Here is a 23015-nt window from a genome sequence, read left to right on the forward strand (position 1 = left end):
ACGGGGCCGATCCTTGTCAGCCTGATATCTCAGATCCAACGTTGTACGGAAGGACGGTTCACCGTGGAAGAGGCAGCGGAGCTCCCCCCGGCGCCCCCGGAGGCACGGGAGGTTTTCGGCGACCGCTTTCCTGACGCCGTCCGCTACGCGGAGCTGCTCGCCGACGCGGGGGTGAAGCGTGGGCTGATCGGCCCCCGTGAGGTCCCGAGGCTCTGGGAGCGGCACCTGCTCAACTGCGCCGTACTCTCCGAGGCCGTGCCGGAGGGAGTCTCGGTCTGCGATGTGGGCTCGGGCGCCGGACTGCCGGGCATCCCGCTGGCCCTGGTTCGCCCCGACCTCCAGATCACGCTGCTGGAGCCGCTGCTGCGCCGTACGACCTTCCTCTCGGAGGTCGTCGAGCTCCTGGGGCTCGACCATGTCACGGTCGTCCGCGGCCGGGCCGAGGAGATGCTGGGCAAGCTGCCGCCGGTGCATGTGGTGACGGCCCGGGCCGTGGCCCCGCTGGACCGGCTGGCGGGCTGGGGCGTGCCGCTGCTGCGTCCGTACGGCGAAATGCTGGCCCTCAAGGGCGACACGGCCGAGTCCGAACTGCAGGGCGCCCGGGCCGCGTTGAGCAAGCTCGGGGTCGTGCGCACCTCGGTACTGCAGGTCGGTGAGGGCGTGGTCGATCCGCCGTCGACCCTGGTGCGGGTCGAGGTCGGGGAGAGTCCCGGCGGTGTGCGCTTCGCCGCGAAGCGGGCGAAGGCGGCCAGGGCGCGCCGTCGCCGCTGACGTTGCGCTGGAGCAGACCGGCGTTGCTCCATACAAGCTGTCAAAACTACGCAAGCGGAGTGTCGCAGCGGGGTGGCCGTGGGGCGCGTTCATCGTGTTCCACGTGAAACATCGCTCCTTGCTGCACGGCATCATCAACCGTGGTCGAGCGGCTGCCGGACGCGACCGGCGGCCGCTCAAGGGTGTTGTGGAGTTGTCCACAGAAGTGGATTCATCCACAGGAGAGCGGGCCTCGCTGGTTCACGGCCCCGAAACCATGGCAGGCTCTGTTCATCGCGAGCCTGAAGTCGAGGAGAGTGAATCCTTGCGGTCCGACGCCAATATCGCGGGGCCGATGGCCGACCCGGTCCCCGGCCCCCGCCCCGCCGACTCCGAACCGGTGCCCGGTCCCGGCCCCTTGGCCGCCGGGGAGGCGGTTTCACGTGAAACGCCGCCCCCTATGCCCAGGCCGGAACAGACCCGGGTGATGGTGGTGGCCAACCAGAAGGGCGGGGTCGGCAAGACCACGACCACCGTGAACCTGGCGGCCTCGCTGGCGCTGCACGGCAACCGGGTGCTGGTGGTCGACCTCGACCCGCAGGGCAATGCCTCGACGGCACTGGGCATCGACCACCACGCCGACGTCCCGTCCATCTACGACGTCCTGGTGGACCAGAAGCAGCTGTCCGATGTGGTCCAGCCCGTGCGGGATGTGGAGGGCCTCTTCTGCGCCCCCGCCACCATCGACCTGGCGGGTGCCGAGATCGAGCTCGTCTCGCTGGTGGCCCGCGAGAGCCGGCTGGACCGGGCCATCAAGGCCTATGAACAGCCGTTGGACTACATCCTCATCGACTGCCCGCCCTCGCTCGGCCTTCTGACGGTCAATGCGCTGGTGGCCGGTGTCGAGGTGCTGATCCCCATTCAGTGCGAGTACTACGCGCTGGAAGGACTGGGCCAGTTGCTGCGCAACGTGGAGCTGGTGCGGGGTCACCTCAACCCCGAGCTCCATGTGTCGACGATCCTGCTGACGATGTACGACGGCCGGACCAGGCTCGCCTCGCAGGTGGCCGACGAGGTGCGCAGCCACTTCGGCCAGGAGGTGCTCCGGACCAGCATTCCGCGCTCGGTGCGCATCTCCGAAGCCCCCAGCTACGGTCAGACGGTTCTCACCTATGACCCGGGCTCCAGCGGCGCGCTGTCGTACCTGGAGGCGGCTCGCGAGATCGCCCTGCGGGGGGTCGGTGTGCACTACGACGCTGGCAGGGCCCATACGGTGGGTCGTCAGCAACAGCAAGACCAGCACAGCATGTCGGAGGGGCTGCAGTGAGTGAGCGACGTAGAGGACTGGGCCGTGGGCTCGGTGCACTGATCCCGGCGGCGCCGAAGGGATCGGAGAACGGTGCACCGGCGATGGGACCCGGTGCGACGTCCCCCGCAGCGGTTCCGGTACTGACGGCGGACCGTGGGGCCGCGGTGCAGATGGCTGCGCTCGCGGTGGACGACGTCGTCGTTCCACGTGAAACAGCGATCCCCGAGCCGTCCGTCGAAGCGCCTGTGGAGACGGTGGCCGGAGCGTACTTCGCCGAGCTGCCCCTCGACTCCATCACGCCCAACCCGCGTCAGCCCCGTGAGGTGTTCGACGACGAAGCTCTCGACGAGCTGGTGACGTCCATCCGTGAGGTGGGACTCCTCCAGCCCGTGGTGGTGCGTCAGACGGCGCCCGAGCGCTACGAGCTCATCATGGGCGAGCGTCGCTGGCGGGCCTGCCGGAAGGTCGGGCTGGAGAGGATCCCGGCGATCGTCCGGGCGACGGACGACGAGAAGCTGCTCCTCGACGCGCTCCTGGAGAACCTGCACCGCGCCCAGCTGAATCCGCTGGAAGAGGCCGCCGCCTACGACCAGTTGCTCAGGGACTTCAACTGCACGCACGACGAGCTGGCCGACCGTATCGGGCGCTCGCGTCCGCAGGTCTCCAATACGCTCCGGCTGCTGAAGCTGACGCCGTCCGTGCAGCAGCGGCTGGCATCGGGTGTTCTGTCCGCCGGTCACGGCCGTGCGCTGCTCGGCGTCGACGAAGCGGAGGAGCAGGACAAGCTCGCCCGCCGCATCGTGGCCGAGGGGCTCTCGGTGCGGTCGGTCGAGGAGATCGTGCATCTGATGGGGTCGCGCTCGAAGAGCCCGTCGAAGGCCAGGGGGCCCAGGGCCGGAGCCCGGGTGTCGCCGGCCCTGGGTGATCTGGCCTCACGACTGTCGGACCGCTTCGAGACCCGGGTGAAGGTCGACCTCGGCCAGAAGAAGGGCAAGATCGTCGTCGAGTTCGCCTCGATCGAGGATCTGGAGCGGATCCTGGGCACGCTCGCCCCGGGTGAGGGCGGCGTACTGGACCAGAAGCTCACCGATGAGGACGCGGCTGAGTAGGACCGCCAACGGCCGCAAAGGGGCGGGCCGTGTTTCACGTGGAACACTCGCGTGGAACACGGCCCGCCCCTTTGCCGTGGCCGACTGTCCGCCCAATCGACGTGCGGATACGATGCGTTGAGGTATGGCATAACCACGTTGGACACGTTGACGCACGTTCACGGAGGGGCGAGGCCATGCGAACGGTGAGCCGGACCGGACTGGTGGCGACGGGCTTGGGCCTGGGGGCAGCGGGCGGATTCGTCGGAAGCCTGCTCCGGGAGCGCAAGGCACTGGGTGCCGCCCGGGTCGCGGCACGCGACGGAAGTGAGGAACTGGCTCCATGGGGCGTCGGCTCGTACCGCTCACGCTGGATAATCTCCCGGACCTCCCCAACCGCTGCCGTGCCTGCGTTTTCTGGGAGCTGGATCCTGTCAGTGGCGAAGCGGCGCTGAGGGCCGGACGCCCGGAGCTGGAGAAGGAAGCCTGGATCTCGGCCGTTCTCCTGGAGTGGGGTTCCTGTGGCCGCGTGGTGTACGTCGACGATGTGCCGGTCGGCTTTGTGCTCTACGCCCCGCCGGCCTATGTGCCGCGTTCGACGGCCTTCCCCACGAGCCCCGTGGCGGCGGACGCGGTGCAGTTGATGACGTCCTGGCTGATGCCGCGTTACCAGGGGCAGGGACTGGGCCGGGTGATGGTGCAGACCGTTGCGAAGGATGTGCTCCGGCGGGGCTTCAAGGCGATCGAGGCCTTCGGCGACGCCCGCTGGAAGGAGCCCGCGTGTGTGCTGCCTGCCGATCATCTGCTGGCGGTGGGGTTCAAGACCGTGCGGCACCACCCGCGATATCCGCGGTTGAGGCTGGAGTTGCGGTCGGCGCTCTCCTGGAAGGAGGACGTCGAGCTGGCACTGGACCGGTTGCTCGGTGCGGTGCAGAAGGAGCCGGCGCTGAGGCCGTTGTGAAACAGCGACTGCTTACATGCCGAGGAAGTCGGCCAGGTCCCGCTCGATGGCAGCCTTGGGCTTGGCGCCGACGATGGTCTTGGCGACCTCACCACCCTGGTAGACGTTGAGCGTCGGGATCGACATCACGCCGTACTTCGCGGCGGTGGCCGGGTTCTCGTCGATGTTCAGCTTGACGATCTCGATCTTGTCGCCGTGCTCGGCGGCAATCGCCTCGAGCGAGGGCGCGATCTGGCGGCACGGACCGCACCAGGCGGCCCAGAAGTCCACCAGGACGGGCTTGTCGCTCTTGAGGACGTCCTCGTCGAAGGACGCGTCGGTCACGGCCTTGAGAGCCATGGAGGTCTCCTTGTGTGTTTTCTGCGAGGGGGGTGGGAGGGGGTCAGGCGGTGTGCTCGGGCTCGCGGACCTTCTCGCCGTCGGCGAGGTGCGCGAGGAAGCGCTCCGCGTCGAGCGCGGCGGAGCAGCCGGTGCCGGCGGCGGTGATCGCCTGCCGGTAGGTGTGGTCCACGACGTCACCGGCGGCGAACACACCGGTGAGGTTGGTGCGGGTGGAGGGGGCGTCGACCTTGAGGTAGCCCTCGTCGTCCAGCTCCAGCTGGCCCTTGAAAAGCTCGGTGCGCGGGTCGTGGCCGATGGCGATGAACAGCCCGGTCACGGGCAGCTCGGAGGTCTCGCCGGTCTTGATGTTCCGCAGGGTGAGGCCGGAGAGCTTGGCGTCTCCGTGGATCTCGGCGACCTCGCTGTCCCACACGAACGAGATCTTCGGGTCGGCGAAGGCACGCTCCTGCATCGCCTTGCTGGCCCGCAGCGCGTCGCGGCGGTGGACCACGGTGACGGACTTGGCGAAGCGCGAGAGGAAGGTCGCCTCCTCCATCGCGGTGTCACCGCCGCCGATGACGGCGATGTCCTGGTCCTTGAAGAAGAACCCGTCGCAGGTGGCGCACCAGGAGACACCGCGGCCGGAGAGCTCGTCCTCGCGGGGCAGGCCCAGCTTGCGGTGCTGGGAGCCCGTGGTCACGATCACGGCCTTGGCACGGTGGACGGTGCCGGCGGAGTCCGTGACCGTCTTGATCTCGTCGCTGAGGTCGACGGCGGTGACGTCGTCCGGAACGAGTTCGGCACCGAAGCGCTCGGCCTGGGCCCGCATGTTGTCCATGAGGTCGGGGCCCATGATGCCGTCACGGAAGCCGGGGAAGTTCTCCACGTCGGTGGTGTTCATCAGCGCACCACCAGCGGTCACGGCGCCCTCGAAGACCAGGGGCTTCAGGGAGGCGCGGGCGGTGTAGAGCGCAGCGGTGTAGCCCGCGGGCCCGGAGCCGATGATGATCACGTTGCGGACGTCGCTCACGGGTGTCTTCCTTGTCTGCCGACTGCTGACTGGGGTCCTTGCTGGGTCTCACCCCACCCAACGGATCCTACGGGGCGAGCATTCCCACGGGAGACACGACAGCAGCGGCAGAGCTTCCTCAGGAACCCGACACCGTCCGTTTCACCAGCACCTTTCCCGGCGTTGACGGCGAGACGGTGTCACAGGCGGAATCGATGACGAAAACGTCGACGAGCGTGTCATCACCGGGGTGCGACAAGACCACGAAATAGGCGTCCTTGCCTTCGTACGTCTCCTGGTGTGTGACCAGCGGCTGGTCCGTGCGCCCGGTGCCCCGCCGCACACAGACCGGGGCGGTGGTGCCGGCGTCGCGCAGGGTCTCGGAGGAGTTCTGCTCGCTCATGCCCCGCGTCGCTGAGGCCTTCCGGGAACTCAGGAGAGCGTGGACCCGGTCGGTGAGATCACCGGAGGCGCTTCGGGGTGTCGACGCGTGAGGCTCCGCCCCCTGCACCGCGGTGCCGCCGTTGCCGGACTGGAGCAAGAGGGTGCCCACGCCGAGTACTGCGGCGGCACACGCGGTGCCGAGCAGGGCCGTGGGCCAGCGGCGGCCCCGGCGGGTGATGCGGCCGGGGCCGGTGGCTGTGCGCGGTCGGCCCGCAGGCCGGTCGGCGGTTTCACGTGAAACACGTTCGGTGCCACGCGACGTCGTTTCACGTGAAACCGTCGTGGCCGTGCCTGCCGCCGTTTCACGTGAAACGGTGCCTGGGGTGGTCGCATCGAGGAGCGCTTCGGCTGCGAGTGCGGCGTCGATTCTTCCCGCCACGTCCGCCGGCATCCGTACCGGACCGGGGAGGGTGCCGAGCGCGCCACGGATCTCGTTCAGCGAGCTGTGCACGTCCTCGCAGAGCTCGCAGTCGGCCAGGTGCGCCCGCAGGTCGGCGGTACGGGCGGGAGACAACACGCCTTCGGTCAGTGCGGAGATCTCCGCAACCTCCGGGTGTCCGTCCGTGCCGGTCGTCGAGGTCACGCTCGCCCACCTCCGCCCTTCACTGGATCCGCGTCACTCTGTCCTGCCGGTGGTGGGACGGACGTCCCCTGCGACCGGTTCCTTTCCCTTTCGGTGGGAGGGCTACCCCTGCCACCGGGCCGCAGATGGGTGAGCATCGGCAGCAGCCGGGCCCGGCCTCTCGCGCAGCGGCTCTTCACCGTGCCGACCGGGATGTCCAGCACAGCGGCCGCCTCCGCCACGGGGTAGCCCTGCATGTCGACGAGAACGAGGGCTGCCCGTTGGTCGGGAGGCAACGTGGCCAGTGCGCCGAGCAGTTCGCGGTGCAGGTCCATGCGCTCGGCGGGTTCGGCCGCGGATTCGTGGGGCTCGAGGAGCTGCTCCAGCCGCTCGGTCTCCGCGAGCGGTGCGGTACGCCGTGCGGCGGCCTTGCGCGCCCGGTCCAGGCAGGCATTGACGGTGATGCGGTGCAGCCAGGTGGTGACGGCGGACTGCCCACGGAAGGTGTGGGCGGACCGGTAGGCGGAGACCAGCGCGTCCTGCACGGCGTCGGCCGCCTCCTCCCGGTCGCCGAGGGTGCGGAGCGCCACGGCCCAGAGCCGGTCGCGATGACGGCGTACGAGCTCGCCGAAGGCATCGGGGTCACCGGCGACATGGCGGGCGAGCAACTCGCCGTCGCTGCGGCTTCCATGTGTCGTGATTGCCCTCACCCCGTCCCCGAGAGCGCCGTCTCGTGTGTGCGCGGCCTGTTGCCAGGACCAACTTAGAGAGGGCGGGGTTTGGCTGGATAGGGGCAGAGGGCCTACGGCACCGAGGGGCTACTCGCCGCGAAACTCCACATGGGTGATGGCTTGCTTGTATCCGGCCCCGGTGAATGTCCCGGAATCCGCCCCCGATTCGGGCACGGCGGTCATCCACAAGAGGACGTAACGGGTGTGGGCCGGTGTCTTCAGGGAGAAGTTCATCGAGGTGCCGGACGTCTTGCTGGTCTGCAGGTCCTTCAGTGCTTTCGGCCCCTCGGAGGGCGACAGACCATCAACTGCGTAGAGCGAGATGCGGGTGTAGTCCCCGCTCCAACGCAGCTTGATCGTGGCCTTCGAGAGCTTCCTCTCGGCACCCAGGTCGTACACGATCCCGACCCCGTCCTTGAACGGGGCGAGCTCCGGGCCGCCGGTGTACGTCGCCGTGCGCCACATGCCGGAGCTTTGGCCGTACGTGCTCTTCACCTTGTCGGGACGCTGGAGATTTCCATCTGTCGCGTACTCCTTCGCACCCGCGATGGCGAGCTTCTTGACCGGAGCCTTCTTCGTCCGTTCGTCGCCGTCCGTGGTCTGCGAGTGGTCGGTCTTGTCCTCCTCACCGTGCTTCAGCAGGGTGTCCGCGAGCTGCCAACTGCCCAGCCCCAGCGCGGCGATGAGGATCGAGGACACGACCCACTTGATGGCCGTGCCCGTGGGGCTCTGCAGCGGGGGCGGCGGGGAGACGGGGGCGGGCTCCGTCCGTGGCCCGTAGGCGCCCTGCTGGTAGACGGTGCGTCCGTAGGAGGGCGTGGTGGTGAAATCCGGCTCCGGGGGGCGGATGCGCGGCATCGCGGAGACTGCCTTGGAGAGCTCCTCCGGGGTGGTGCACGGCTGTTCCTGCCGTGAGGCGGTGGCGCCGTTGTTGACGAGCGCGCGCATCGCGAGCTGGGACAGGCCCCGGTGGACCCCGGCGCGGACCTGGTCGGGGGCGATGAGTCCGACGCCCTTGGGCAGCCCGGACAGGCCGTGGGCGTTGCCCTCGTACGGCCAGCGCTGGGTCAGCGCGGCGTACAGGAGCGCGCCGATGGCCTCCGTGTCGGTGCGCTGGGGGTGGTCGGAGGTGATGCCGCGGAGCGCGGCCATGACGGCCAGGCCGCGGATGCGGTACTGGCCGCTCCCGGTGCGCAGGACGGAGCCCGGGCCGAGGCGCAGATGGGCCAGGCCCTCGCGGTGGGCGGCGGCCATGGCCTGGGAGACCTGGGAGACGAGCTGGTAGGCCTCGTACGGCTCGAGCGGGCCGGAGGTCAGGAGCGTGGTGAGTTCGGTGGCGTCGGGCAGCCACTCGTGGACGACGTAGACGAGGTCGTTCTCCTCGACGGCGTCGAGGACCTGGACGAAGCGCGGGTCGCCGAGGAGGGCGGCCGACCGGGCGGCGGCGAGGACCGAACGGGCCCGCGGATGGTCGGCCGGCAGCAGGTGGACCCCGACGGCCCGGCGCAGTTTCTCGTCGACGGCACGCCAGCTGCTGAATCCCTCCAGACGGGTGACGCACTCCTCGAGGCGGTACCTTCTGGCGAGCTTGTGGCCGCTGTGCAGCTCGGCCCGCTGCGCGTCACGCGCGGGACTCCTGCCGTCCTTTTCTGCCTCCGCCCCGTCGGCCGTGGCCTTGCCCGCCTTGGCGGTCAGCGGCTGGTCGCCGCTGTTGCCTGCCACGTCGACAGCAGCCATGCTCCGTTCCGCCACCGCCGTTCCTGCCTCCCCATCCGTTGCACCCTGTCCACAGCCACGACAATTGTGCCCACAGTCCGACGCTATGCACGACACGCGAAGGCGGGCGAAGGTTGCACTCGGCTCAGCGTCCCAGCCGCCCGCGGACCATGCCCACCATGGCGGTCATCTCCTCGATGCGCATCCGCTTCGCGGCAATGTAGAAGACACCGAGCAGCATGATCCCGCCACCGATCAGAGCGGCGAGCGAACCGATGATGCCGCTCCCCAGCACCTTGCCGATGCCGTAGGCGATGGCACCGCTGATGAGGGCCGCGGGAAGGGACGCACCGGCGAGGCGGGCGTAGGTGCGCACGACGCGCGAGCCGTCCAAGTCGCCGCCCAGCCGGTTGCGCAGTCGGCGCCAGGCGACGCCGACGCCGGTGGCGTAGGCGAGGCCGTAGGACGCGGCCATGCCGGCCACGGCCCACTGGGGGGGCAGGACGACGTAACTGATGGCCGAAGCAGCCGCGTTCACGGCGGCGACGATGACGGTGTTGTAGAAGGGCGTGCGCGTGTCCTCGTAGGCGTAGAAGGCACGCAGGACGACGTACTGCACCGAATACGGGATCAGGCCGAGGGAGAAGGCCATGAGGACATAGCCCATGGCGCGGGCGCTGTCGATGCCGGATCCGCCGTAGAGCAGCGTGCACATGGGGATGCCGAGGGCGACGAAGCCGAAGGAGATGGGCACGATGGCGACGGCCGAGGTGCGCAGGCCCTGCGAGATATCGTCCCGCACCGAGCTCGCGTCCCCGTCGGCCGCGGAGCGGGCGAGGCGCGGCAGCATGGCGGCCATGATGGAGACGGTGATGATGGCCTGCGGCATGCCCCAGATGAGCTGGGCGTTGAGGTAGGCGGTGAAGCCCGTTCCGGCGTGGTGCTGGTCCGATGCCTTCATCCCGGCCCAGGTGGCGAGCTGGGTGACGACGATGAGGCCTGCCTGGTTGGCGAGGACGAAGAAGACCGTCCACTTGGCCAGCTTGGCAGCTTTGCCGAGGCCGTGACCGCGCCAGTCGAAGCGGGGCCGGATCTTGAAGCCGGTCGCGCGGAGGTAGGGGATCATCGCCAGGGCCTGTACCACGAGGCCGAGCAGCGTGCCCACGCCCAGGAGGCGTACACCCTCCGGCGGGATCGTGGCCGCTTCCATGCCGGAGGTGGCTTGGGTGCCGTAGACCCAGATGAACAGGCCGAAGGTGGCGATGACGACGATGTTGTTGAGGACCGGAGTCCACATCATCGCCCCGAACTTCCCGCGCGCGTTGAGGATCTGCCCCATCACCACGTGGATGCCCATGAAGAAGATCGTGGGCATGCAGTACCGGACGAAGGTGACGGCGACCGAGTTGGCCGACGGATTGTCGGCCAGCGGGTTCGACACCATACGGACGAGCAGGGGCGCGGCGAACACCGTGAGCAGGACGAGGCCGCCGAGCACCACGGCCACCAGAGTCAGCAGCCGGTTCGCGTACGCCTCGCCGCCGTCGTCCTCCTCCTTCATCGCCCGGACGAGCTGGGGGACGAAGACGGAGTTGAGACCGCCGCCGATGGTCAGGATGTAGACCATGGTCGGCAACTGCATGGGGACGTTGTACGCGTCGCCGAGCACGCCCGCGCCAAGCGCGGCGACGATCAAGGCGTTCTTGACGAAGCCGGTGAGCCGGGAGACCAGGGTGCCCGCCGCCATCAGCGCGCTGGACTTCAGAAGGTTGGCCGCCTTGCCGCCCTTCGCCGGGGCGGCGGCCGGAATCGGCTCCGGCTCGGGCTCCGCGATCGCCGGGGCCGCGGGAGCCCCGTAAGGCGGGGGCGCGTACTGCCCCGGCGCCGGGATCTGCTGGCCCTGCGGAGGCTGCGGTGCCTCGTACGGCTGCTGCGGCGGCTCGTACGGCTGCGGCTGTGGCTGCTGCTGGTCGCGGAAGAGGTGCGCGAACGCGTCCCGCTGCGGCTGCTCCGGGGCCTGGGGCGGCGGGAAGCCGCCGACGGTGCCGATCAGCTGTGTCGGGGCGTCATCGCCGCCGTACGCGTGCTGCTGCGGGTACGGCGCACCGGTCATCGGGTCCTGCGCGGCCGGGTCGTGGCCGGGGTACGGGTCGGATGCGTAGGCGTCCCGCAGATAGGGGTCCTGGGTGTACGGGCCCGGGTGCTGCGGATCCGGGACGGGCGGAGTCGGCGGGTACGGGACCCGCTGCTCACCGCCCGCGCCCTGTCCGCGGTCACCCTCGTACGGCGCGTTCATCGCAACCCCACCTCATCAGTCCGCGGCCGAGCGGCCCCATGACACGTCAACGTTCCACTTTCTCACCTGAGCCGGATGGGTCACCGCTTCGCGATCCGGTTTCGGGCTCGCCGCCCCCGTTCCCGTCACCGGCGGGTGCGGCTTCGCTGCCGCCTTCCGGCCCGTTCTCCCCGGTGCTGCGGTTGCCCGAGCGCTTGCGCTTGAGATAGATCCGCAGGCCCGCGAGCACCAACAGGAGGACACCACCGGCGATGACCAGCAGCACCATAGGGGTGATTGAGGTGACATGCACGATGAAGTCCATCGACTGGCCATAAGGCTGGCCGTCGGCAGTGTAGAGCTGAGCCCTTACCTTCACCGGACCGTTGGCATAGGCCCGCGTCTCGAACTTCACGGACTGGCTGTGCCCACCGTCGATCTTGATCGGCTGCGACGTGTCGATTCTGAGCCGGTTCGGCTGCGTCGACTGCAGTTCCAGGCGCAGTCCGGCGATCGGCTGCAGCAGGCTGTTCCGCACGGTCACCGGGATGGTCGCGCTGCGCCCGGAGAGGGTGATGTCGGACTTCTTCACCAGCTGGACGAGCCGCTTGTTCTCCTGCAGGTACGAGGCCACGGAGCCCCGGAACCTGCTCGCGCCGTCGGCGTCGCCGCGCCAGGAGACGGACATCTCGCGCATGATCGCGTTGCCGAGCGGGGTGACGACGCGGTCCGGCGAGGTCAGGATCACCTTGAAGCTGTCCAGGGCGTCCTGGGTGCTCTTGATCTCGTCGAATGCCTCTTTGGGCAACTCCTGCGCGCGCAGCGACGACGGGTACGAGCCGCTGCCGGGCACTTGCTGGTTCGCTGCCGGGTCCGGCTTCGCCTTGGCCGCGTTCCCGAGGTCGAGGGGCTGGGTCCAGCGGCCGTCCGTGAGGCCGCCGAGTGCCGCGGCCATCGCCTGTGCCTGGCTCGTGGTGGGCATGCGCTGGGGGGCTACCACGATGCTGCGCTCGTTCTCCGGCGCCTGCTTGTTGACCATGAGGCTCTGGGCGAGGAACTGCTGCACGGCCAGCGAGGAGTCTCCGGCATGCGTCAGGTCGCCCTGGAAGGCCGTGGACAGCCGGGCGTCCGCGACTACCGCTGTGTTCCCGCCGCCGATCTGCCGGGCCGCCGTGGGGGCGTACGGGGAGCCGGCCGCCTCGCGCAGGCTGTCGCTGCGGGCGATCACGTTGTGGGCGCCGGCCGAGGTGGCGACGTCCACGATCGAGGAGTCGACGGCACCGTCGACGGGCCAGGCGAAGTCCGTGCGCGGTTTGACGCCGAGGATGGTGTCCACGGTGGTCGCCGCGAGCTCGGTGGCGGGCTGGAGGTGGCTGAGGGAGCCCGAGACGTTCTTGCCGCTGTGGGCGAGCGAGGCGATGTCGGGGTCGCCGAAGGGCAGCGCCACCACCTGATGCTTGTCGATCGCGGACTGCAGCTGGCTGAGCCACTGCTTGGCGACCGCCTGGCCGTGGCCGGGGGTGACCGTGCCGTTCGGCCCGGCGACGCGGTAGCTCTTCGTCATCGCCTCGGCCGTGGCCAGCAGGTCGGGGTCGATCACCCAGGTGACCGGCAGGTTCTTGCCCAGGGCGACGAGCTGCTGCAGGCGGCCTCCGGGCGCCAGCTCCTTCGCCAGGTCGTCGTTCGGGAAGACCGGCGTCTGCTGCTGGTCGGGCTGGGTGCGGCCGGTGAGGTGCGTGGCCGAGACGAGCGGCCACAGGAAGGTGATCTGGGTCTTTTTGCCGTCGGCCGTGGACGGCTGCCAGGGGAGCAGGGTGCGCTTGATGCCCAGCACCCGCTCGTACTGCTGGTCGGCGGTCTGACCCGACAGTGAGACACCCAGCGGGTAGACGCCGTCTCGGTCGAGGTTGAGGTCCTTCGCCGGCAGGGACAGCTTGAACTCGCGGCTGATACCCGGCGCCAGCTTGTCGATCTTCTGCGTGTGGCCCGACAGCTCGGCGCCGTCCGTGCCGGGCGAGAAACCGCTCCGGTCGCCGATGGCGTCGATGTCGCTGCGCGTACTGAGCAGCGAGCCCACACGCAGCCCGACGTGGGCACCGGTGACCGTCGACTTCCCGTTGTTGGTGACCGTGCCCGAGACGGTGACAGTGTCGCCCTGGGTGGGTGCGATGGGCGTCAGCGTGTCGATGGACACGGAGACCGTGCGGGAGCCCCCGTCCTCGGCGTGCGCGGCGGGAGTCGCCGGCAGCTGGGTCAGCCCCATGAACAGCAGCACTCCGGCGAGCAGAATGGCGGCGTGCCGGAACCACCGGCAGGCAGAAGCGGGCGTCCCCTGGAACGTCTCCTGGAACTCTGCCGCCTCGGCCACGCGCTCGCCCGTCCCTCGTCAGTCAGTGGTGGTCGTCGGATGTGCGTCCACGAATGGTAACGAGACCCGCTGTGACGAAGTGCTGCGGACCGGGACACAAGATCGTCTGTGGGTCCCGATGCCCTGCTGCTCCTGCTTTGTGACAGCCGCCACGTGCGCACCGTCACCAGGAGGCCCGACGGGCGTGCGGGCACGTACCCTCTTCTGTTGTGCCGAATGCCAACAACAGCAACCCCACGCCGACCAACGAGCTCAGCCAGGCGCAGCGCCGTGCCGTGAGCGAGCTCCTGCGGGTTTCCCCCGTGGCCGACGACCTCGCCCGCCGTTTCCGCGAGGCCGGGTTCACCCTCGCCCTGGTCGGCGGATCGGTACGGGATGCCCTGCTGGGCCGCCTCGGCAACGACCTGGACTTCACCACCGACGCCCGTCCGGAGGACGTGCTCAAGATCGTGCGCCCGTGGGCGGACTCCCTCTGGGAGGTCGGCATCGCCTTCGGTACGGTGGGATGCCGCAAATCCGGCTTCGACCTGGAGATCACGACATACCGGTCGGAAGCGTACGACCGGACCTCGCGAAAGCCGGAGGTCTCCTACGGCGACTCCATCGAGGAAGATCTCGTCCGCCGTGACTTCACGGTCAACGCCATGGCCGTCGCGCTGCCGGAGAAGGAGTTCATCGACCCGCACAACGGCCTCGAGGACCTCGCCGCACGGGTTCTGCGCACCCCCGGCACTCCGGAGGAGTCCTTCTCCGACGACCCGCTGCGCATGATGCGCGCCGCGCGCTTTGCCGCCCAGCTCGACTTCGAGGTCGCGCCCGAGGTCGTCACGGCGATGACGGAGATGGCCGACCGCCTCGAGATCGTTTCCGCCGAGCGGATCCAGGGCGAGCTCAACAAGCTGATCCTCTCCGGCCACCCTCGCAAGGGCCTGCGCCTGCTCGTCGACACCGGGCTCGCGGCACTCGTGCTGCCGGAGCTCCCGAAGCTGGGCCTGGAGCACGATGAGCACCACCGGCACAAGGACGTCTACGAGCACACGCTCACCGTCCTGGACCAGGCCATAGCGCTGGAAGAGAACGGTCCGGACCTGGTGCTGCGCCTGGCGGCGCTGCTGCACGACATCGGCAAGCCGAAGACCCGCCGCTTCGAGTCCGACGGCCGTGTCTCCTTCCACCACCACGAGGTGGTGGGCGCGAAGATGACCAAGGCGCGGATGACCAAGCTCAAGTACTCCAACGAGCTGGTGAGGGACGTCTCGAGGCTGGTCGAGCTCCACCTGCGCTTCCACGGCTATGGCACGGGCGAGTGGACCGACTCGGCCGTGCGCCGGTACGTCCGGGACGCGGGTCCGCTGCTGGACCGGCTGCACAAGCTGACCCGTTCCGACTGCACGACGCGCAACAAGCGGAAGGCGCAGGCGCTCTCCCGGGCGTATGACGGCCTCGAGGAGCGCATCGCCCTGCTCAAGGAGCAGGAGGAGCTGGACGCGATCCGGCCGGATCTGAACGGCAACGAGATCATGGAGATTCTGGGCGTCGGCCCGGGCCCCCGGATCGGCAAGGCGTACCAGCACCTGCTGGAACTGCGGCTCGAGAACGGGCCGATGGAGCATGACGAGGCTGTGGCCGCGCTCAAGGAGTGGTGGGCGGCGCAGGGCTGAGGCCCCTGCGGTGTTTCACGTGAAACGTTGCGGTGTTTCACGTGAAACACCGCCCCCGGCGAGGGCGGCGGCGACCGCTGCGTAGATCACGGCCACGGTGATCACCAGTGCCACCGACCGTCCGTCGTGCGGCAGTATCAGCGCCGCCGCGGCCGCCGCGCCGACGTAGGCGACGTTGAAGAGCACGTCGTAGAGCGAGAAGATCCGGCCGCGGAAGGCGTCGTCGACCGAGGCCTGCACCACTGTGTCCGTCGAGATCTTGGCGCCTTGGGTGACGAGCCCCAGGACGAAGGCCGCGATGAGCATCGGCACCGGCTCGAACGGCAGCCCCAGCGCGGGTTCGAGGACGGCGGCGACTGCGGCACAGGCCACGATCCAGCCGAGCCGCCCCAGCCACGTCACCGCCCACGGGGTGACCACGGCGGCCGCGAAGAACCCCGCGCCCGAGACCGCGACGGCGAGGCCGAGCAGCGCCAGCCCTGCGGATCTGGTATCGGTCCAGGCGTAGCGGCAGAGCGTCAGCAGAGTGACCGTCAGCGCGCCGTAGCAGAAGCGCATCAGCGTCATCGCCGCGAGCGCGCGTGCGGCGGTATGACGCTCCGCCAGGTGCCGCAGCCCGTCCACGAGTCCGCGCGTGGTGACCGCCAGGGCCGTACGCAGCCTGACCCCGGGCACGGAGGCGTCCGGGCCCAGCAGCGCGATGGGGATGCGCAGCGAGCTGAGTGACGCGCACAGATACAGCACCGCCCCGACAAGGACGACCAGGGCGTTGGAGGCCACTCCCCCGGGGACGGCGAGGCGTACGACGAAGGCCACGCCGCCGCCCGCCGTGGCGGCGAGCGTGCCGGCGGTCGGCGAGATCGCGTTGGCCATGACGAGGCGTTCCTGGCTGTCGACGACCCGGGGCAGCGAGGCCGAAAGCCCGGCCAGGACAAAGCGGTTGACGGCAGTGACCGACAGCGCGGAGACGTAGAAGAGCCACTCGGGGACCCGCACGACGATGAGCAGGGCGGTGACGGTGGCCAGGACGGCCCGCAGCAGATTGCCGTGGAGCAGCACCTGGCGGCGGCGCCAGCGGTCCAGCAGCACTCCGGCGAAGGGGCCGAGCAGGGAGTAGGGCAGCAGCAGAACGGCCATGGCGGAGGCGATGGCGGCGGGGGATGCCTGTTTCTCCGGGGAGAAGACCACGTATGCGGCGAGCGCGACCTGGTAGACGCCGTCGGCGGCCTGTGAGAGGAGGCGTACGGCCAGCAGCCGGCGGAAGTCCCGCAGCCGGAGCAGGACGCGAAGATCACGCACAACGGGCATGCCGCCCAGCCTCACACACGCCGCGGGGCCCCGGGGGATTTCCCGGGGGCCCGCGGCGTATGGGTGGGTGCTCAGCGCCGGTGAGGGGCTCAGCGCTCCACTTCACCCTTGATGAACTTCTCGACGTTCTCGCGGGCTTCGTCGTCGAAGTACTGCACCGGCGGGGACTTCATGAAGTACGAGGAGGCCGACAGGATCGGGCCGCCGATGCCGCGGTCCTTGGCGATCTTCGCGGCGCGCACGGCGTCGATGATGACGCCGGCGGAGTTCGGGGAGTCCCAGACCTCGAGCTTGTACTCCAGGTTCAGCGGGACGTCGCCGAACGCGCGGCCCTCGAGGCGCACGTAGGCCCACTTGCGGTCGTCCAGCCAGGCCACGTAGTCCGAGGGACCGATGTGGACGTTCTCCTCGCCCAGGTCGCGGTCGGGGATCTGGGAGGTGACGGCCTGCGTCTTGGAGATCTTCTTGGACTCCAGGCGCTCGCGCTCGAGCATGTTCTTGAAGTCCATGTTGCCGCCGACGTTCAGCTGCATCGTGCGGTCCAGGATGACGCCCCGGTCCTCGAAGAGCTTGGCCATGACGCGGTGGGTGATGGTGGCGCCGACCTGGGACTTGATGTCGTCACCGACGATCGGAACGCCCGCCTCGGTGAACTTGTCCGCCCACTCCTTGGTGCCGGCGATGAAGACCGGAAGGGCGTTGACGAAGGCGACCTTGGCGTCGATGGCGCACTGGGCGTAGTACTTGGCGGCGGCCTCGGAGCCGACCGGCAGGTAGCAGACCAGGACGTCGACCTGCTTGTCCTTGAGGACCTGGACGATGTCGACCGGGGCCTGGGAGGACTCCTCGATGGTCTGGCGGTAGTACTTGCCCAGGCCGTCGAGGGTGTGGCCGCGCTGGACGGTGACGCCGGTGGCGGGCACGTCGCAGATCTTGATGGTGTTGTTCTCACTGGCGCCGATGGCGTCCGCGAGGTCGAGGCCGACCTTCTTGGCGTCCACGTCGAAGGCGGCGACGAACTCGACGTCCCGCACGTGGTACTCACCGAACTGAACGTGCATCAGACCCGGCACGCGGCCGTTCGGGTCGGCGTCCTTGTAGTACTCGACGCCCTGTACCAGCGAGGCGGCGCAGTTGCCCACGCCGACGATGGCTACGCGAACCGAACCCATTCCGGTTGCTCCCTGTGTGTATCCGACGAAGCCCTGCGGGGTGCAGGGGTCACTGGTCCGGACCGGTGCGCTTGTCGCGCCCGGCCCTCTCGCTCTCGATCAGCTCGTTCAGCCAGCGGACTTCGCGCTCCACCGACTCCATGCCGTGGCGCTGGAGTTCGAGGGTGTAGTCGTCCAGCCGTTCCCGGGTACGGGCGAAGGAGGCGCGCATCTTCTCGAGACGCTCCTCCAGACGGCTGCGGCGGCCTTCCAGCACCCTCATCCGCACGTCCCGGGAGGTCTGCCCGAAGAACGCGAACCGGGCGGCGAAGTGCTCGTCCTCCCACGCGTCGGGACCGGTGTGGGCGAGCAACTCCTCGAAGTGCTCCTTCCCCGCCGCCGTCAGCCGGTAGACGATCTTCGCTCGTCGGCCGGCAAGGGTGGCCGCTCTGGCGTCCTCGGGAGCACTTCCGGGCTCCTCGACCAGCCAGCCGTTCGCCACCAGGGACTTCAGGCAGGGGTAGAGGGTCCCGTAGCTGAACGCCCGGAACACTCCGAGCGAGGTGTTCAAGCGCTTTCGCAGCTCGTAGCCGTGCATCGGGGACTCGCGGAGCAGGCCGAGGACGGCGAACTCGAGGATGCCGGAGCGTCTGCTCATGTTTCGCCTCCTTGTCTCCCACAGCCTAGTCCCTTTGATCCCTTGTCCTTATAGGTCCCTTATAGCGAGCTGAGTGTCGAGCTGATGTGCCGAGCTGATGTATCGACTCGATACATCCAGAAGATAGAACGGCCGTCCCGGGTGGACAAGAGGGGGAACGGTGAACGACGTCACATCACCGGTTCGTGGGACACGTGCGGCCTGATTTGGAGTGAACATCCACAGTGGTCGGGATTTGACGGTGCGTAGTCTGTGCGCCATGCGGACCACCGGGAACCGAGTGACGCCGGCAGGCGTCCTCGTCCCGCATGCAGTGCGCCCGGTCGCTCAGGGAGGCCGGTTCGCGCACCGGGGGGAACGCAACCCACCTGCCGCTTCCAGGCGATAGTGCCTGCCCGAGGAAGTAGTCGTTCGATGAGCGAGCATCGCCGCAAGCCACCGCGGCCGCAGGGCGGAGGCCGGGCCGCTGCCCGCCGTGCGGCCCAGCAGCCGGCGTCCGGCCGCCGCGCCGCACCGCGCAGCAGCCCCTCCGTGCCCGGCCCCGGCCGGGGCGGTGAACCCCGGTACGGCGGGCGGGCCGAAGCCCGGCGCGCCGCTCAGCGCGGTGGCGGCGGGCGCAGACGCTCGCCCGGGCAGGGCAGACCGGACCGTAAGCGCTTCATCGACTACCCGCGCGCGGGCCGGACCGGCGTATGGCGCTGGATCCCTTCCTGGAAGCTGGTCGCGGGCGCGTGCGCGTCGTTCGCCGGGCTGGTGATCGGGACGCTGGGCGTCGCCTTGGCCGTGGTGCAGGTGCCGAGTGCGCAGCTGGCCTCGAAGGTGCAGAAGAACGTCTACTACTGGTCCGACGGGAAGCAGATGGTCGTCGCCGGCGGCGGCAATCTGAACCGGCAGATCGTGTCGATCTCGCAGATCCCCAAGTCCATGCAGAACGCGGTGATTTCGGCCGAGAACGCCAGCTTCTACAAGGACTGGGGCGTCGACCCGATGGGCATTGCCCGGGCGGTCGTGAAGATGGCGCAGGGCGGTGAGACGCAGAGCGGTTCGACCATCACCCAGCAGTTCGTGAAGAACACCTATCTGAGCCAGGAGCAGACGCTCAAGCGCAAGGCCACCGAGCTGCTGATCTCGGTCAAGGTGGGTGCCACCCAGGACAAGCACGACATTCTCGCGGGGTATCTCAACACGGCCTATTACGGGCGCGGCGCATACGGCATCCAGGCCGCGGCGCGGGCGTACTACGACAAGGACTGCGCGGACCTCACGGCGAGCGAGAGCGCTTATCTGGCGGCGACGCTGAACGGGCCCAATCTGTACGACCCGTACGGCGGACAGGGGCCGGCGGCGACGCCGGAGAGGAATCTCAAGAGGGCCTCGGACCGCTGGAAATGGACCCTGGACCGGGAGGTCCAGGTGGGTCACCTGGGGGCGTCCGAGCGCGACATGTGGGTCTCCAAGGGATTCCCACAGCCCCAGAAGCCCAAGCCCGCGACCAACCGGGCCGGGCAGGTCGGCTACCTCACCGATCTCGCCGACAACTACATCGTCGCCCACTCGACGATCAGCAAGGGCGAGCTGGACAAGGGCGGTTATCAGATCTACACGACCTTCGACCGGGACAAGGTGGAGGCCCTGGCGAAGTCGGTCGACGCCGTGCGCAAGACGAACATCAAGCCGGATGTGCGGGACGTCGACCAGTTCGTGCAGTTCGGAGGCGCCTCGGTGGAGCCCAAGTCTGGCCGGATCGTGGCCATTTACGGCGGCGAGAACGCCCTGACGCACTTCACCAACAACGCGGATTACACCGGCGTCCAGGTGGGTTCGACGTTCAAGCCCTTCGTGCTGGCCGCCGCCATGACGCACGGCAAGCGCAATCCCGCCCTCGGGCCGCAGCAGACGGACGGCCAGCGCACGCTTGTTTCCCCGGAGAGCATTTACAACGGCGACAACAAGCTGACGCTGCGGACGTACAGCGGTACGGTCTGGCACGACAAGGACGGCAGCGAATGGCACCAGAAGAACGACGGCGGTGAGGACAAGGGCGACGTCAGCCTGCGGACCGCCATGCAGTTCTCGGTGAACACCCCCTACATCCAGCTCGGCATGGACGTCGGCACCGACATGGTCCAGGAAGCCGCGCTCAGGGCCGGGCTGGACAAGGAACAGCTCGCCGCGCTCACACCGACCTTCTCCCTGGGTACCTCGGCACCCAGTGCGATCCGGCTGGCAGGTGCGTATGCGACCTTCGCGGACAGCGGCAGGCAGATCGATCCGTATTCGGTCGAGAAGGTGGAGAAGAACGGCAAGCCCGTCTTCGAGCACGCCAAGCAGAGCAAGCAGGCCTTCAGCTCGAATGTCGCGAACAATGTCACCGACGTGCTGAAGACCGTCGTCGACGCGGGCACCGGTACGGCCGCGCGGCTTGGTGACCGGCCCGTCGCGGGCAAGACGGGAACGACCGACGGAAACCGCTCCGCCTGGTTCGCGGGATACACCCCGCAACTGTCCACGGCGATCGGCATGTTCCGCGTCGACCCCAATGCCAAGAACCAGGAATTCCTGTCGATGCGCGGCGTGGGCGGCAAGCCCACGATTCACGGAGCGTCGTTCCCGGCGGAGATCTGGGCGAGTTACATGGGCCAGGCGCTCAAGGGGCAGCAGTCCGAGTCGTTCGACGCGCCTCAGCCGATCGGGGAGAAGATCTACGGCAACGGTGCCGGCCCCTCGGCCGCTCCGTCCCCGTCGGCGGCCCCCTCGGTCCCGGCCTCGCCGTCGGAGTCCCCGTCGGCCTCGGCCTCCCCGTCCGCCTCGCCGTCGCCCAGCAGGACCTGCGGGCTGCTCGACCGTCACTGCCGTCCCGGCAGCACCGGGGGCAACGGTGGCGCCGACGAGGGCACCACAGGCGGCCCCGGCACCACGGGCGGACCCGGCGATCCCGGGGAGACGGCACAGCCCGGGCCGACCCGGCGTACGGGCGGTGGCCTCTTCGGCGGGCTGTCCGGCGGGGCGGGAGACCGCTGACCGGTCCCTCCGTACCGTCTGACCGGCACCTTCGTACCGTCCGGGCCCCGGGGGCCGTCTCGCAGCGTTGCGGGGCGGTCCCCGGGGGTGTGACGGAGTTGTCCACAGGCCCGGGCCTGTCCACAGGCCTCAGCGGCCTCGTGCCGGGTACGGCAGGATGGGCGCATGAGGAGCGTGCGGGACGACCAGCTTGTACGGCCCACCGTCGAGGACGAGGTGGCTGCCGCCGGCAGTGAGCTCATCGGTGGGCCGGCCGGACGGCGGGCGCTGCCCGGCGGCGTCCGGTGGCTGACGCCGGTCCTGGTGATCGCGTTCGTGATGATCGGCATGTTCGCCGTGGGGATGGTGCAGAAGCTGCCGTGCTACAACCATGGCTGGTTCTTCGGCGCCACCACCCAGTACACGCACGCCTGCTACTCCGACATCCCGCACCTGTTCTCCGGGCGCGGCTTCGACTCCGGTCTCATTCCGTATTTCGACCGGATCCCCCGCAGCGCCGGGGAGATGGACTACCTCGAATATCCGGTCCTCACCGGGTTGTTCATGGAGGTCGCGGCCCTGTTCACGCCGGGCGGCGGCAGCCTCCAGAGCCGTGAGCAGTTCAACTGGTTCATCAATGCCGGGATGCTGATGGCCTGCGCCGTCGTCGTGGTGGCATGCGTGGCGCGGACGCACCGCCGCCGCCCCTGGGACGCCCTGCTGGTGGCCCTCTCCCCGGCCCTCGCGCTGACCGCCACCATCAACTGGGACCTGTTCGCGGTGGCGCTGACAGCTGCCGGGATGCTCATGTGGTCACGTGGCCGCACGGTTTTCGCGGGCGTTCTTCTGGGGCTCGCGACCGCGGCGAAGCTGTATCCGCTGCTTCTGCTGGGGCCCTTGTTCATCCTGTGCCTTCGGGCCGGGAAGTGGCGGGACTTCTGCCGGACCCTGGCCGCGGCGGCGGGCGCCTGGCTCGTGGTGAACCTGCCGGTGATGCTCACGTACGGCGCCTCGGGTCTCCACATCCGCGAGGGCTGGGCGAAGTTCTACGCCTTCAGCCAGGAGCGGCCGGTCGACTTCGGCTCGCTCTGGCTGATCATCTCCCAGCGCACGGGCGATCCGCTGGAGGACGTCAACACCTATGCGACGGTGCTGATGGTCCTTGGCTGTCTGGCCCTGGCCTGGCTCGGCCTGCGCGCTCCCGTGCGGCCGCGCTTCGCGCAGCTGGCCTTCCTGATCGTGGCGCTCTTCGTCCTCACCAACAAGGTCTATTCGCCGCAGTACGTGCTGTGGCTCATCCCGCTGGCCGTGCTGGCCCGTCCCAAGTGGCGCGACTTCCTCGTCTGGCAGGCGTGCGAGGTCCTGTACTTCCTGGGCATCTGGTTCTACCTGGCCTACACCAACAGCGGCGACAAGCATCAGGGCCTGCCGGTGGAGGGCTATCAACTGGCCATCGTCCTGCACCTGTTGGGGACGCTCTACCTGTGCGCGATCGTCGTGCGCGACATCCTCCGGCCGGAGCGGGACGTCGTGCGGCAGGACGGCTCGGACGACCCCTCGGGCGGCGTGCTGGACGGGGCCCCGGACATAGTCACCCTCGGTTCCGCGGGCCGGTCGCCCGCGGACCGCTCCGACAGCACGTCTGTCCGATGGGCCGACGGGAGCAGCGGCTCCGTGTAGCCGCTGCTCCGGGCCCGGTCACC

17 protein-coding genes are annotated in these 23015 nt (G+C 69.2%); 7 read left to right on the plus strand and 10 right to left on the minus strand.

Annotated elements, in window-relative coordinates; all coding sequences use genetic code 11:
• The first annotated feature begins 63 nt into the window (after nt 1–63).
• The 4 genes from rsmG (at nt 64) to ACV530_RS24300 (ending at nt 4108) form a co-directional block, all read left to right on the plus strand.
• Nucleotides 64–771 carry a 16S rRNA (guanine(527)-N(7))-methyltransferase RsmG gene (gene rsmG / locus ACV530_RS24285; RefSeq protein WP_494334747.1) on the plus strand — a complete coding sequence of 236 codons (708 nt, stop codon included), beginning with the start codon at nt 64–66 and terminating at the stop codon, nt 769–771.
• Between the two features lie 256 nt (nt 772–1027).
• Complete coding sequence (locus ACV530_RS24290; RefSeq protein WP_494334793.1) at nt 1028–2077, plus strand: ParA family protein; 1050 nt, start codon at nt 1028–1030, stop codon at nt 2075–2077.
• Nucleotides 2074–3168: a ParB/RepB/Spo0J family partition protein gene (locus ACV530_RS24295; protein ID WP_494334748.1), complete on the plus strand. Its 1095-nt coding sequence runs from the start codon at nt 2074–2076 to the stop codon at nt 3166–3168. Before ACV530_RS24290 ends, ACV530_RS24295 begins: the two co-directional genes overlap by 4 nt.
• A 322-nt stretch (nt 3169–3490) precedes the next feature.
• The gene (locus ACV530_RS24300; RefSeq protein ID WP_494334749.1) at nt 3491–4108 is read left to right on the plus strand and encodes a GNAT family N-acetyltransferase; all 618 of its coding nucleotides are present in this window, start codon (nt 3491–3493) and stop codon (nt 4106–4108) included.
• Nucleotides 4109–4120: 12 nt separating this feature from the next.
• Here the strand turns inward: ACV530_RS24300 and trxA are convergent, their stop codons facing one another.
• The 7 genes from trxA to ACV530_RS24335 all read right to left on the minus strand — a co-directional run bounded on the left by trxA (nt 4121) and on the right by ACV530_RS24335 (nt 13534).
• The gene (gene trxA, locus ACV530_RS24305) at nt 4121–4447 is read right to left on the minus strand and encodes a thioredoxin (RefSeq protein WP_494334750.1); all 327 of its coding nucleotides are present in this window, start codon (nt 4445–4447) and stop codon (nt 4121–4123) included.
• Nucleotides 4448–4490: 43 nt separating this feature from the next.
• Nucleotides 4491–5459: a thioredoxin-disulfide reductase gene (gene trxB, locus ACV530_RS24310; protein WP_494334751.1), complete on the minus strand. Its 969-nt coding sequence runs from the start codon at nt 5457–5459 to the stop codon at nt 4491–4493.
• A gap of 118 nt (nt 5460–5577) precedes the next feature.
• Complete coding sequence (locus tag ACV530_RS24315; protein ID WP_494334752.1) at nt 5578–6465, minus strand: RsmA family anti-sigma factor; 888 nt, start codon at nt 6463–6465, stop codon at nt 5578–5580.
• On the minus strand, nt 6462–7154 hold the full coding sequence (sigM, locus tag ACV530_RS24320; protein ID WP_494334753.1) for an RNA polymerase sigma factor SigM: 693 nt from the start codon (nt 7152–7154) through the stop codon (nt 6462–6464). Before sigM ends, ACV530_RS24315 begins: the two co-directional genes overlap by 4 nt.
• 108 nt (nt 7155–7262) lie before the next feature.
• Nucleotides 7263–8927, minus strand: coding sequence for a protein kinase family protein (locus ACV530_RS24325; protein ID WP_494334754.1), 1665 nt, complete (start codon nt 8925–8927; stop codon nt 7263–7265).
• A 109-nt stretch (nt 8928–9036) separates the two neighbouring features.
• The gene (gene murJ / locus ACV530_RS24330; RefSeq protein WP_494334755.1) at nt 9037–11187 is read right to left on the minus strand and encodes a murein biosynthesis integral membrane protein MurJ; all 2151 of its coding nucleotides are present in this window, start codon (nt 11185–11187) and stop codon (nt 9037–9039) included.
• A 46-nt stretch (nt 11188–11233) separates the two neighbouring features.
• Entirely contained in the window at nt 11234–13534 is a 2301-nt protein-coding gene (locus ACV530_RS24335) for a DUF6049 family protein (RefSeq protein WP_494334756.1), read from the minus strand.
• 209 nt (nt 13535–13743) lie between these two features.
• On the opposite strand from ACV530_RS24335, the gene ACV530_RS24340 reads away from it, so the two are divergent.
• Nucleotides 13744–15195 carry a CCA tRNA nucleotidyltransferase gene (locus tag ACV530_RS24340; RefSeq protein WP_494334757.1) on the plus strand — a complete coding sequence of 484 codons (1452 nt, stop codon included), beginning with the start codon at nt 13744–13746 and terminating at the stop codon, nt 15193–15195.
• 15 nt (nt 15196–15210) lie between these two features.
• On the opposite strand, the gene ACV530_RS24345 is transcribed toward ACV530_RS24340, so the two are convergent.
• The 3 genes from ACV530_RS24345 to ACV530_RS24355 form a co-directional block, all read right to left on the minus strand.
• Entirely contained in the window at nt 15211–16503 is a 1293-nt protein-coding gene (locus ACV530_RS24345) for an MFS transporter (protein ID WP_494334758.1), read from the minus strand.
• An 89-nt stretch (nt 16504–16592) separates the two neighbouring features.
• Nucleotides 16593–17675 (minus strand): inositol-3-phosphate synthase, encoded by a 1083-nt coding sequence (locus tag ACV530_RS24350; RefSeq protein WP_494334759.1) that lies wholly within the window; start codon nt 17673–17675, stop codon nt 16593–16595.
• Between the two features lie 49 nt (nt 17676–17724).
• Entirely contained in the window at nt 17725–18312 is a 588-nt protein-coding gene (locus tag ACV530_RS24355; protein WP_494334760.1) for a PadR family transcriptional regulator, read from the minus strand.
• A 414-nt stretch (nt 18313–18726) separates the two neighbouring features.
• Between ACV530_RS24355 and ACV530_RS24360 the strand changes: the two genes are divergently transcribed.
• Both ACV530_RS24360 and ACV530_RS24365 read left to right on the plus strand, forming a co-directional pair.
• On the plus strand, nt 18727–21333 hold the full coding sequence (locus tag ACV530_RS24360; RefSeq protein ID WP_494334761.1) for a transglycosylase domain-containing protein: 2607 nt from the start codon (nt 18727–18729) through the stop codon (nt 21331–21333).
• A gap of 165 nt (nt 21334–21498) precedes the next feature.
• Entirely contained in the window at nt 21499–22992 is a 1494-nt protein-coding gene (locus ACV530_RS24365; protein ID WP_494334762.1) for a glycosyltransferase family 87 protein, read from the plus strand.
• Nucleotides 22993–23015: the final 23 nt, after the last annotated feature.

The sequence above is a fragment of the Streptomyces sp. SX-6 genome (assembly GCF_059089585.1).

Coding starts and splice junctions, on each gene's coding strand:
- ACV530_RS24290 (WP_494334793.1), top strand. CDS start 1,028: ATGGCAGGCTCTGTTCATCGCGAGCCTGAAGTCGAGGAGAGTGAATCC.
- ACV530_RS24300 (WP_494334749.1), top strand. CDS start 3,491: ATGGGGCGTCGGCTCGTACCGCTCACGCTGGATAATCTCCCGGACCTC.
- trxA (WP_494334750.1), bottom strand. CDS start 4,447: ATGGCTCTCAAGGCCGTGACCGACGCGTCCTTCGACGAGGACGTCCTC.
- murJ (WP_494334755.1), bottom strand. CDS start 11,187: ATGAACGCGCCGTACGAGGGTGACCGCGGACAGGGCGCGGGCGGTGAG.
- ACV530_RS24345 (WP_494334758.1), bottom strand. CDS start 16,503: ATGCCCGTTGTGCGTGATCTTCGCGTCCTGCTCCGGCTGCGGGACTTC.
- ACV530_RS24350 (WP_494334759.1), bottom strand. CDS start 17,675: ATGGGTTCGGTTCGCGTAGCCATCGTCGGCGTGGGCAACTGCGCCGCC.
- ACV530_RS24355 (WP_494334760.1), bottom strand. CDS start 18,312: ATGAGCAGACGCTCCGGCATCCTCGAGTTCGCCGTCCTCGGCCTGCTC.
- ACV530_RS24360 (WP_494334761.1), top strand. CDS start 18,727: ATGAGCGAGCATCGCCGCAAGCCACCGCGGCCGCAGGGCGGAGGCCGG.
- ACV530_RS24365 (WP_494334762.1), top strand. CDS start 21,499: ATGAGGAGCGTGCGGGACGACCAGCTTGTACGGCCCACCGTCGAGGAC.